Source organism: Bacillus sp. HY001, from assembly GCF_007558965.1.
Taxonomy (GTDB): Bacteria; Bacillota; Bacilli; order Bacillales; family Bacillaceae_G; genus Bacillus_A; species Bacillus_A mobilis.
The window spans coordinates 1-216 of the sequence record NZ_VLTE01000179.1; the positions used below are offsets into that span (position 1 = coordinate 1).

Here is a 216-nt window from a genome sequence, read left to right on the forward strand (position 1 = left end):
TATTGGATTAAAAAACCATCTGAGCGAGAGTTTGATGATTGCTGTAATGAGTTTTGGTGTGTATCAGCTTATATAGCAAAAGGCTTTTATAGGAAAGAACTTTTTTATGCGCTAGACTATTTTAATCAAATTCTTCGTCCTGAACTCTTACGAATGATGTCATGGGAAGTTGGTATAAGAGAAGGATTTAATTTTAGTGTTGGCAAGAACCATAAA

At 33.3% G+C, this 216-nt stretch carries 1 protein-coding gene; it reads left to right on the forward strand.

The window, feature by feature from the left end:
• Nucleotides 1-216, forward strand: a 216-nt coding sequence (locus tag FOT98_RS30180) for an aminoglycoside 6-adenylyltransferase (RefSeq protein WP_186292145.1), incomplete at both ends; no start/stop codon positions are given.